General features: G+C 38.7%; 1 protein-coding gene and 2 tRNA genes. All 3 read left to right on the top strand.

What is annotated here, in order from left to right:
* Nucleotides 1-262 (top strand): hypothetical protein (locus EST42_RS10735; RefSeq protein WP_209019485.1); only part of this gene is annotated, 262 nt, incomplete at its 5' end.
* 59 nt (nt 263-321) lie between these two features.
* Nucleotides 322-404: transfer RNA gene (locus tag EST42_RS07765), tRNA-Tyr, on the top strand.
* A gap of 8 nt (nt 405-412) precedes the next feature.
* A tRNA-Gln gene (locus tag EST42_RS07770) sits at nt 413-484 on the top strand.
* The last annotated feature ends 2 nt before the right edge of the window (nt 485-486 follow it).

Genomic DNA, 486 nt, shown 5'->3' on the forward strand with positions numbered 1-486 from the left:
GTGTTGTTCTGCTTTTGGATCAAAATCGATATTTAAGTCTGTTAATCCAATTAAAAATTCTGATATCGTTATCCATGTTGGGATATCCTTTCGAGGGTATTTTGGGCAGACTGGTTGCAGCTGGTCTGTCCTTTTTTATTTTTACACCAAAAAACCAAAAAAGGTACCAACAACCAATCGCGTGAACGAGTGGTCATCAGCACCAAATATTTTAAAGCCTTTTTCTGTTTGGTTTATATATTTTGAAATAATAATGATTTAATTTCAAAAAAAGGGGTTGCCAACTTGTGTGATACTTGGTAATATATATTTTGTTGTTGCGGGGGTTTAGCGAAGTCTGGTCAAACGCGGTGGACTGTAAATCCATTCCTTCGGGTTCATAGGTTCGAATCCTATAGCCCCCATTTATTATTGGGATATGGCCAAGTGGTAAGGCATCGGTTTTTGGTACCGTGTATCGCTGGTTCGAATCCAGCTATCCCAGCT

The organism is Weissella cibaria (genome assembly GCF_004521965.1).
In the GTDB taxonomy this organism is placed as follows: Bacteria; Bacillota; Bacilli; order Lactobacillales; family Lactobacillaceae; genus Weissella; species Weissella cibaria_A.